Genomic DNA, 10,465 nt, shown 5'->3' with positions numbered 1-10,465 from the left:
GGCGACGGTACCGCCATGGCGCCTCACGGCAGGTGGTCGCTCTAGGCGACGAATTTAGTTGGTACCCGGGGCATGTCCGGCACCGTCACGGAACACTTTAACCGCTCTCGGCCCCTTGGGTATTCCATTCGGGGCCGAGGTGTCCCCGAGGTGTCCCCGAGCCGTCCCCGAGGCGTCGGCGTGAAACGAAACGACCCTCGCTGCCGCCCCCTCGAATCGGCAGCGAGAGTGTTTCGTCCCCCCTGGTCAGGCCGATTCGAGCATGGGTTCGGCGAAGATGCGCCTGGCGCGGACCGGGTAGCCGTTGCGCTCGGCGAGTTCCCGGAGTTGTCGTAGAGCGTGACCCCGGCCACGTCCCGTCTCGGGCACCACGATGCCCGCCCACAGGCCCTCGGCCTTGGGGAGTTCGACGGCCTCGCGGGCGCACGCCCACCGACGGGGGCACATCCGGCAGATGGTCTTGGCGTCCTCGTCGGCGGCGGTGGTCCAGCGCTCGGGATCTCGTGTGCACTCGCCGAGGGGTAGCCCGTCGAGTCCTACGGCGCTGGCGCCGGTGGTGGTGAGTACCTGGGGCTTGAATCCGGTGGCCTTCATGGTCGTCTCCTGGTCTTGGCGGATTGGCACTGAATCCTCGGTCGATGAAAGTGAATGTATAGCAGCAACCGTAGCGATGCAACACTTTCAACCGAAGCGGTGCGACGAGTTGCTTCGGAATGGGGCATGGATAGCCAAGCCAGGGAGTGTGCGTACGCAAGGGAGTCGCCGGTCGGACTCCACGCCGACGAGGAATAATTGCAGTACAACGCCGGAATCCATCCGGCAAAGCGACTCGCGGGCGGCCGAGCGAGCTTGACGTTCGCGCCGTAGCGATGAGATGGTTTGAAGGTTCGAACACTGCGACGACTGTCGCAGCAGTGAGCATGAAAGACGATCAAGCCATAGCGATGCACCGACTTCGGCTACCATTGCGACGCCGTGACTGCGATTCGGGGTGATGACGACGACGTGATGACGACGAGTACGCCGGTCAGCCCCGATCCTGACGGGATCGATGGCAACGGCAGCGGCCCGCTCGACCCCGGTATGGTCCGGGCCGGTGCCGCCGCGGCGGCGCGGCGACGCGAGCTCGACATCAGCCAACGCAGCCTCGCCGCCGACGGGATCATCAACGCCGGAGCGCTGATCTCGTTCGAGAAGGGGCGAAGCTGGCCTCGGGACAAGACGCGCGCGAAGCTCGAAGAGGTGCTGCGCTGGCCGCCGGGAACCATCGCTGCGCTGCGATCGGGAGATTCGGCCACGGCGGCCGACGCCGAGCCCGCCCCCGCGCCCACGACCCGCGTTGCCGCGGGCGCCGACGAGGGATCGTTGATCGCTCAGGCCGTGGTCGCGGCCGTGAACACGCTGGGTTCGACGATCGACGCGCTGCCACGCAAGGACGACCCGGACTTCACGCCGAGGGTCACCGCGATCCTGTCCGACCTGCACCAACTCGAAGCGGTTGCCGCGCGGGCAGCCCGGATCGGCAAGGTCACCCCCACGTTGATCCGAGCTCTCAGCGGCGTGCGCCAACGGATCGACGAGCTGACGATGTTGGCGGCGGCCGCCGACGGAGCCACGCTGGGTCAGCGGCTCTATGCAGCGCGTCGACGGGCGAGCCTGACGATCGCCGAGACGGCCCAGGCCGCCGAGGTCGACGAGGACGTCATCGTCGCGGTGGAGGCAGAGCAGCCCGTCGCTCCGGCTGCCGCCACGGCCGTCGAGTCACTGATCGGCCAACTCGACTGGAGCTGAGCGGACCTGCCGTCAGCTGCGGTCCCGGTTGCGATCGTCGGTGGCGGGGAAGTGTTCGGCGAGCGCGGCGGCGATCTCGATGAACTTGCGGCGCGTCGGGGCCGACATCTCGGTGGTCCCCTCGATGACGCCGCCAGGCCGCAGGTGCGCGTCGAACGGAACCTCGACGACCACCTGACCCTGCCCTGCGAACTGCTGCGCCAGGATGGCGCGGGTCCGCTTGTCGGCGTGGCCATCTGAGTCGTTGAGCACCACGACCGTGCGCCGGAGCAGGCTGGCCAGTCCGCGATTGGCGAGCCAGTCCATCGTCTGACCCGCGGCGGCGGCGCCGTCTACCCACGGGGAGGACACCACGACGAGCGCGTCGAGATCGCGCAGCACCTCCTGCGTCACGGGGGTGTCCATCGTGGAACTGCAATCGACGATCGTGATCGAGAAGTAGCGGTCCAGCCGTGCCACCGCCTCGCGATAGATGGCGGGATCGAGCACGCGCCGACGCGCCGGGCTGCCTTCGCCGGCGAGGACGAACAGGCCCGCGGAGTTGTTGCCGACCCGACTGCGCACGTCGGCGAACGTCTCCAGGTGCTGATCGGAGGCCAGTTCCCAGTAGGAGCCGACGGCCTTGGGGTCCACGCGGCTGCCGAGCTTTCCGAACGCGGTGTCCGCGTCGAGCGCGACGACGCGGTCGTCTTGGCGCAGTTCGGCGAAGACCGAGCCGATGCTGGCCGACACGGTCGTCTTGCCGACGCCGCCCTTGCCCATCACACCGACCTTGTAGTGGCCCCGCAGCGCCACTTTGATGCGGGCCTCCAGTTCCGCCTGCCGAATCTCGTCGGGTGACGGACCGAGGTTGACCAAGCCGAACGTCATCCGGAAGACGGCGAGGCGCCAGCCCCGCCCTGGAGCGGCGCGGCGGGGTCGGACCAGAGCGTCGGTGCGGATTCGGTCCGCGTAGGAACCCGGCGGCAGTGGCGGACCGCCGCGTGGATCCTGGCCGAAGGCCTGGCCCTGCCACGGCCCGTACTGGGGTGGTCCCGGTGGCGGGCCCTGGCGCGGCGGTCCGCCCTGAGGCCAGCCGGGTTGGTTTCGCTGCGGGGGTTGCTGGGGCGGAAGTTGCTGGGGCGGAGGTTGCTGGGGCGGCTGTTGTTGAGGTGGCTGCGCCCGGGCCGGTGGCGGCGGACCCCATTGCTGGGGTGGGCCCTGCACCGGGAACGACCCTGGGTCGCGCGGCGATCCCGCGAAGCGTTGCGGGGGATGTTGCGGGGGATGGGGAGCCGCGGCTGGACGCTCATCGTGGTTCCGTGGTGCGGCCGACGCGGGGGGTTCCGAGGGTGACGGCGGCTCCGGCAGTGGTTCCGGGGCAGGCTCGGCGGGTACGACGGGAGGCGTGTAGTCGACGGGCGGACGCGTCGGCAGCGTCGGCGTGGCAGGCGTGGCGGTCGGCTCCGCGGACGGCGGTTCGTAGTCGGTTTCCTCGGGCCCCGTCCAGCCGAGCTCTCGGCGCAGGGCGTCGTCGCGATCGCTCACGGCACCAGTTCTCCCTTCCGTTGGATCAGACGACGAGCCGGTCGGCCTTGGTTCAAGTATCAACTACCCGTCCGCGTAGCCACCGTGGCACCGACGACTCGACGTCGCGAGTTGGCCGCTGGCAAACGCCGTCGCGGACGTCGTCGGATGCCATCGCCGTCACCTCCGATGCTGTTTTCCTGGGCGACGGATACCACGACCAGTCGCCTCGGGCGCGGCTGCTCCCTCGCCAACCGCTTTTCCGGGTCACGGTCACGGTCCTGCGGTTTTGCGCGCGTTGACCGCCGCCGCAGCGTGTTCGCACAGCTCAACGGGCCGCGCGCACGCGGGCACGTCCGACGGTGGCACCGATGAAGCCGGAGAAATGGTGCCTACGGTGGGTCGGAAGCGCTGGTACGCTCGTTTTTCGGCAAGGGGTCCCGGGGCGCGTGGATTCACCGGAGTGGGCGAGCGTCTCAGTGGTTGCGTTTAGGGGGTCGGCAAAGGCGCCCGCAAGGTGCAGCCGACCACGTCCCCCGCGCCGACGACGTAACACGATGGGACGAGGGGGTACGAATTGTCCGGCGGATACGCGACGACGCACTACGACGACGTCGTCGCCGTCGAGGTGACCATCGACGGCATGCTGGTCATCGCCGATCGGCTCAATCTGTTGGAATTTCCTCCCTCGCTTGGAATCCGGCCCAACATCCCGCAGTTGGATCTGCGCAACATCGTGTGGGAGCAGGTGTCACGCGACCTCGCCGCACAGGGCGTCGTCGACCTGTTCGGGACGCCGCATCCCGAGGTTGCCGCGATGGTCGACACCTTGAGCAGGCCCGATCGGACCCTGGAGGGCCGCTGGTGGCGCCGCGACGTCGGGGGCAAGATGGTCCGCTTCGCGATCTGCCGAAAGGGTGACCGACACGTGATCGCCGCACGCGACGGCGACATGATCGTGCTGCAGCGCATCGCCCCGCAGGTGGGCATGTCCGGCATGGTGACCGCGGTCCTCGGGTCCGCGACGGCAGCCGACGTGGAGCCGCTGACCGGTGTGGCCACCCGGCTGGCCGAGTCGACGTCAGCACATCAGCTGGCACAGTTCGGCATCGCCATGGACTCCGCGAGGGTCTACGCCGACATCATTGCGGCCCCCGACAGCTGGGTGGAGATCACCGCGAACGAACGTCACGCGGGCGGCACCTACACCCAGGCCGACGTGGCGGCCGGGGTGTTGGATTCGCGGCAGGGTCGAATCGTCTCCATTCCTCGCCGGGTGAACGGCGAACTGTATGGAAGTTTCTTGCCGGGGACTCCGGCGAACCTGCAACGCGCGCTCGACGGCCTGATGGAATTCCTGCCCTCGCGCGCCTGGTTCGATCAAACCGACGCCAACCACCCGGAGTAGAGAGGTCGACTGTTGGTGGACCACACTCCGGGGCCGGAGGACGACGATCTGGGGGACCTCGACTTCCTGGCGGCCGACGTCTCGGCGGATGCGTCGGATCTGGATGCGTTGCAATACGAGGGCTCCAGCCATTCCGGCGAGGACGGCCCTCTCGAACCCAGCTTTGCCGTGACGAATCCGCCGGGCACCGTGACGGTTTCGGCGTTCATGGACGGGCGGGTGACACGCATCGACCTGGGGCCGAGGGTGACCGGCATGACCGAACGGCATCTTGCCGAGGAGATCGTCGTCATCGCGCGGCTGGCCACCCAGGATGCCAGGGCGGCGCAGTACGAGTTCATGCTCGACGGCATGCGCGAGCAGGGCCACGACGACGTCGCCACGCGCGACTTCCTGTCCAGAGACCTCGATCTGCCCTCCCCGGAGGAGGCGACCGCCGCCAGGGCGCAGATCTTCGCAACACGATACGTAGGTGACAATGACTGACCAGCTTGCAGCCCTGTTCGGCAGTGCCGTCGGCATGCTGCCCACCGCCCCGACGCGCTCACTCGCGATGTTCACCGAGATCACCAACATCGACGAAACCGCCTGCGATGCCTGGGTTGGTCGCATCCGCTGCGGCGACATCGACCGCGTCACGCTGTTCCGGGCCTGGTACTCGCGAGGCAGCTTCGGTCAGCTGGCCGGGGCCGCGGAGATCTCGATGAACAGCCTCGAGGCCAGGGTCGAGATCGGTGGCCAGTTCGGCAACATCACCTACCCGGTCAACTCCCCGCTGTCCATCACCCTGGGCTTTGCGGTCCACGAGGCCGCCCTCGGCAACTACGTCGACGCGATGGACGCGCTCGACGGCGTGCAGGCAAGTGGCGCAGAGCATCTGGTGGCCTGGGCCAAGGCGGTGGTATATGCCGCCGCCGAACGCTGGACCGACGTCATCGACGAGGTGCGCGGTGCCAGCAACTGGCCGGACAAGTTTCTCGCCGCGGCGGCAGGCGTGGCGCACGGCGTCGCCGCCGCCAATCTGGGGCTGTTCAACGAGGCCGACCGCCGATTGACCGAAGGCAACGCCTCACCAGCGGGGGAGGCGTGCGCCACCGTCATCGCCTGGAATCTCGCGATGACCAGGCGCAGCCAGGGCAATGAGGAATCGGCCACCGTCCTCCTGGAATGGTTGCAGGCCACCCACTCCGAGCCCAAGGTCACCGCGGCGCTGAGGGACCCGAACTATCGGCTGGTCACCACGACCGCCGAGAAGATCGCGGCCCGCAAGGATCCGTGGGATCCCGCAAGCGTCGTGGCGGACAACTCGGGCCGGGAGAAGCTGCTGGCGGAGGCCCAGGCCGTGCTCGATGAACAGATCGGCCTCAGCCGCGTCAAGGAGCAGATCGAAAGATACCGGGCGGCAACGCAAATGGCGAAGGTGCGGGCGGCGCGCGGGATGAAGGTCGCCCAGCAGTCCAAACACATGATCTTCACCGGACCTCCTGGCACGGGAAAGACGACCATCGCCAGGGTGGTGGCCAACATCCTGGCCGGCCTCGGCGTGATCGCCGAACCAAAATTGGTCGAGACATCGCGTAAGGACTTCGTCGCCGAATACGAAGGGCAGTCTTCGGTGAAGACGGCCCGCACCATCGACCGCGCCCTTGGCGGGGTGCTGTTCATCGACGAGGCGTACACGCTGGTGCAGGAACGCGACGGCAGGGCCGACCCGTTCGGCACGGAGGCCCTCGACACGCTGCTCGCCAGGATGGAGAACGACCGCGACCGCCTGGTGGTCATCATTGCCGGGTACAGCGCCGACATCGACCGCCTGCTGGAATCGAACGACGGTCTTCGGTCTCGGTTCGCCACCCGGGTCGAGTTCGACTCCTATGCTCCCGAGGAGATCGTCGCGATCGCCAAAGTCCTTGCCAAAGCCAATGACTCGACGCTCAGTGACGAGGCCACCAAGCGCGCGTTGGAGGCCGCGACGCTGCTTGGTCAGCGCTCGCTCAACGGGAAGCCCGCGTTGGACATCGCTGGCAATGGCCGTTACGCGAGGCAGTTGGTGGAAGCCGGCGAACAGGCGCGCGACATGCGACTGGCCAGGTCGCTGGACTTCGAGAGCCTGGACGTGGATCAGCTCAGCGAAATCGACGGTGAGGACATGGCAGGCGCCATCGACGCCGTACACAGTCGACTGAACATCGGCGAGTGACGTGGCAGGGTTTCGTCTAACCACCAAGGTTCAGGTCAGCGGCTGGCGCTTCCTGCTGCGCCGCGTCGAGCACGCCATCGTGCGACGCGATACCCGAATGTTCGACGATCCGCTGCAGTTCTACAGCCGCGCAGTGTCGCTCGGCATCGTGCTGGCCGTGGTGATCTGCCTCGGCGCTGCGCTGCTCGCCTACTTCAAGCCACTCGGCAAGCGCGGCGGGGACAGCCTGCTGGTCGACAGGACCACCAACCAGCTCTACATCGTCATGCCCGGCAACGGTCAGCTGCGACCTGTCTACAACCTGACCTCGGCGCGCCTGGTGCTCGGCAATCCTGGCACGCCGAACGCGGTGAAGTCCGACGAACTGAACCGCATGCCGAAGGGACAGCCGATCGGCATCCCCGGGGCTCCGTACGCCACACCCGTTGCGGGCGTTGCAGAGTCGACCTGGTCGCTGTGTGACACCGTGACCAAGCCGGAGAGCGTCGCGCCGACCATCCAGACGTCGGTGATCGTGCTGCCGCTGGTGACCGACGCCTCGGTGGGGCCGATGACGCCCGGCCAGGGGATGCTGGTGTCCTACCAGGGCGCGGACTGGCTGATCACAGACAGCGGCAGGCACGCCATCGACCTCTCCGATCGCGCCGTGACGTCGGCGGTTGGCATCCCCGTCACCGCCAGGTCGACCCCCATCTCGGAAGGGGTGTTCAACGCACTCCCCAACGCTGGACCGTGGCTGCTGCCGGACATCCCCGCCGCCGGCGCTCCCAACACCCTTGGGCTGCCGCCCAATCTGGTGATTGGAGCCGTCTTTCAGACGGTCACCGAGTCGGGCGAACAGCAGTACGTCGTGCTGCCCGACGGTGTGGCGAAGGTCAACGACACCACGGCGGCCGCGCTGCGGGCGAGCAACTCCTACGGGCTGATCTCGCCGCCATCGGTGGAGTCGAGCACCGTCGCAAGGATCACCGAGGAGGTGTTCACCTCCCCGCTGCCAGACGCGCCAATGGAGATGCTCCTGCGCGAGGAGGATCCCACGCTGTGCTGGTCGTGGCAGCGCGAGCCAGGCGACCAGTCACCCAAGACCTCGGTGATCGCGGGTAGGCGGCTGCCGATCCCGGCCGCCTCGCTCAACACGGGCATCGACCAGATCGGCGGCGATGCAACGGTGTTCATCAACGGTGGGCAGTACATCAGGTTGCAGTCGCCGGATCCGCGCTACGGCGAGAGCCTGTACTACATCGATCCACAGGGCATTCGCTACGGACTGCCCAACGAGGACACCGCGGGAGTCCTCGGGTTGTCGGGACCGGCCACCGCGCCGTGGCAGGTCGTGAGCCTGCTCGTCGACGGGCCGGTGCTGTCCAAGGAGGCGGCGTTGCTGGAGCATGACACGCTTCCCGCCGATCCCGACCCGCGCAGGGTGCCCGACGGAAACCAGCCCGTGACGGCGGGCGCAGGAGGCGGCTAATGACCACCAGGAAGTTCACCCCGACGATCAAGCGCGGCCCACGCTTGACCCCCGGCGAAATCAACGTCACCCCGCCGGACGACCTTGGCGTCGAGATACCGGCGTCGGGCATTCAGAAGGTGCTGCCATGGGTGATGGGCGGCGGCATGCTGGGAATGATCGCGATCATGATCTTCACCGGCATCCGGCAGTTGTCGCCGTACATGCTGATGATGCCGCTGATGATGGTCATGGCGACCGTCGGCTTCATGGCGGGCGGCGGATCGGGTGGCAAGAAGGTCCCCGAGATCAACGCCGACCGCAAGGAATACCTCCGCTACCTCGCGGGCCTGCGGACGCGGGTGACGTCGTCGGCGGCCGCCCAGGTGGCGTTCTTCAACTACCACGCACCGCATCCCGACGATTTGTTGTCGATCATCGGCACCAACCGGCAATGGTCGCGCGCCTCGAATGCGGACTTCTACGCCGCGACGCGCATCGGCATCGGTTCGGAACCCGCCGTCGACCGGTTGCTCAAACCCGCCGTTGGTGGTGAGCTCGCCGGTCCACAGGCCGCGCCGCAACCCCACCTCGAACCCGTCAGCCACATGTGGCTGACCAAGTTCCTGCGGACCCACGGGCTGATCCATGATTGCCCCAAACTCGTTCAGCTGCGGACGTTTCCGACGATCGCGATCGGGGGAGACCCCGACGGTGCCGCCGGCCTGCTGGCCGCGATGATCTGTCATCTCGCGGTGTTCCATCCGCCGGACGTCCTGCAGATCCGAGTGCTGACGGACAACCCCGAAGACCCGGAGTGGGCCTGGCTGAAGTGGCTGCCGCACGTGCAGCACCAAACCGACACCGACGCCGCCGGCCCCGTCCGGCTGGTGTTCACTCGCCCCGACGGCCTGTCCGATCTGACGGCCCGCGGACCGCACACCGCCGACTCCGCGCCCAGCGGACCGTACGTCGTCGTCGTGGATCTCGCAGGCGGGAAGGCCGGCTTCCCCGTCGACGGCCGGGCCGGCGTCACCGTCATCACACTCGGCAACCACCGGGGCTCGGCCTACCGGATCAGGGTCGCCGAGGACGGCACCGCCGACGACCGGATGCCCAACATGGGCTTCCGGCTGGTGACCAGCACCTCCGATCGCATGACGGCCTCGCAGGCCACCCGGATCGCCCGCAAGCTCGCCGGCTGGTCGATCACCGGCACGATCATCGACAGAAGCACCCGAGTGCAGAAGAAGGTCGCCACCGAGTGGCATCAACTCGTCGGTGCGCAGACCGTCGAGGAAGTCACCCCGAGTCGGTGGCGAATGTTCACCGACCTCGACCGCGACCGCCTGCGCATCCCGTTCGGCCACGAGCTGAAGACCGGCGACATCATGTACCTCGACATCAAGGAAGGCGCGGAATTCGGTGCGGGCCCGCACGGCATGCTCATCGGCACGACGGGTTCCGGCAAGTCGGAATTCCTTCGCACGCTGATCCTTTCGCTCGCGGCCACGCACCATCCCGACCAGGTCAACCTGTTGCTCACCGACTTCAAGGGCGGCTCGACGTTCCTCGGCATGGAGAAACTGCCGCACACCGCCGCAGTCGTGACGAACATGGAGGAAGAGGCCGAGCTCGTCAGCCGCATGGGTGAGGTGCTCTCCGGTGAGCTCGACCGGCGCCAGTCGATCCTTCGCCAGGCCGGCATCCAGGTGGGCGCGGCCGGTGCATTGTCTGGGGTCGCCGAGTACGAGAAGCACCGCGAACGCGGCGCGGACCTTCCGCCGCTGCCGACGCTGTTCGTGGTCGTCGACGAGTTCGCCGAGCTGCTGCAGAACCACCCGGACTTCATCCAGCTCTTCGACCGCATCTGTCGTGTCGGCCGCTCGCTGCGCGTGCATCTGCTCCTCGCCACGCAGTCGCTGAACACCGGCGGTACTCGCATCGACAAACTGGAGCCGAACCTGACGTACCGGATCGCGCTGCGGACAACGAGTTCCGCGGAGTCGAAGGCGGTCATCGGCACCCCCGAGGCGCAGTACATCACCAACAAGGAGAGCGGTGTCGGGTTCCTTCGGGTGGGCATGGAGGACCCGGTGAAGTTCCAGTC

The 10,465-nt window shown here is 67.7% G+C and carries 8 protein-coding genes; 6 read left to right on the top strand and 2 right to left on the bottom strand.

Going from position 1 to position 10,465, the window contains the following annotated elements; genetic code table 11:
• Window positions 1–246: 246 nt before the first annotated feature.
• Window positions 247–594, bottom strand: coding sequence for a WhiB family transcriptional regulator (locus ABW137_RS16540; RefSeq protein ID WP_526401842.1), 348 nt, complete (start codon window positions 592–594; stop codon window positions 247–249).
• A gap of 414 nt (window positions 595–1,008) precedes the next feature.
• Between ABW137_RS16540 and ABW137_RS16535 the strand changes: the two genes are divergently transcribed.
• Window positions 1,009–1,791, top strand: coding sequence for a transcriptional regulator (locus tag ABW137_RS16535; protein WP_526401846.1), 783 nt, complete (start codon window positions 1,009–1,011; stop codon window positions 1,789–1,791).
• A 12-nt stretch (window positions 1,792–1,803) separates the two neighbouring features.
• Here ABW137_RS16535 and ABW137_RS16530 read toward each other — a convergent pair whose 3' ends face one another.
• A complete protein-coding gene (locus ABW137_RS16530) occupies window positions 1,804–3,318 on the bottom strand; it encodes a MinD/ParA family ATP-binding protein (protein ID WP_526401840.1) in 1,515 nt (504 codons plus the stop codon).
• Between the two features lie 622 nt (window positions 3,319–3,940).
• Here ABW137_RS16530 and ABW137_RS16525 point away from each other — a divergent pair.
• The 5 genes from ABW137_RS16525 to eccCa all read left to right on the top strand — a co-directional run.
• A complete protein-coding gene (locus ABW137_RS16525) occupies window positions 3,941–4,705 on the top strand; it encodes an ESX secretion-associated protein EspG (RefSeq protein WP_526401844.1) in 765 nt (254 codons plus the stop codon).
• Window positions 4,706–4,720: 15 nt separating this feature from the next.
• A complete protein-coding gene (locus ABW137_RS16520; RefSeq protein WP_526401838.1) occupies window positions 4,721–5,191 on the top strand; it encodes a YbaB/EbfC family DNA-binding protein in 471 nt (156 codons plus the stop codon).
• A complete protein-coding gene (eccA, locus tag ABW137_RS16515; protein WP_526401836.1) occupies window positions 5,184–6,905 on the top strand; it encodes a type VII secretion AAA-ATPase EccA in 1,722 nt (573 codons plus the stop codon). The genes ABW137_RS16520 and eccA overlap by 8 nt, the downstream gene beginning before the upstream one ends.
• A gap of 1 nt (window position 6,906) precedes the next feature.
• Window positions 6,907–8,376 carry a type VII secretion protein EccB gene (eccB, locus tag ABW137_RS16510; protein WP_526401834.1) on the top strand — a complete coding sequence of 490 codons (1,470 nt, stop codon included), beginning with the start codon at window positions 6,907–6,909 and terminating at the stop codon, window positions 8,374–8,376.
• Window positions 8,376–10,465 (top strand): type VII secretion protein EccCa (gene eccCa / locus ABW137_RS16505; RefSeq protein WP_526401832.1); only part of this gene is annotated, 2,090 nt, incomplete at its 3' end. The genes eccB and eccCa, both read left to right, overlap by 1 nt.

The sequence above is a fragment of the Mycobacterium sp. genome (assembly GCF_040509115.1).
Lineage (GTDB): Bacteria > Actinomycetota > Actinomycetes > Mycobacteriales > Mycobacteriaceae > Mycobacterium.
Note: the sequence above shows the minus strand (reverse complement) of the source record. Positions and strands in the feature narration are given on the sequence as shown.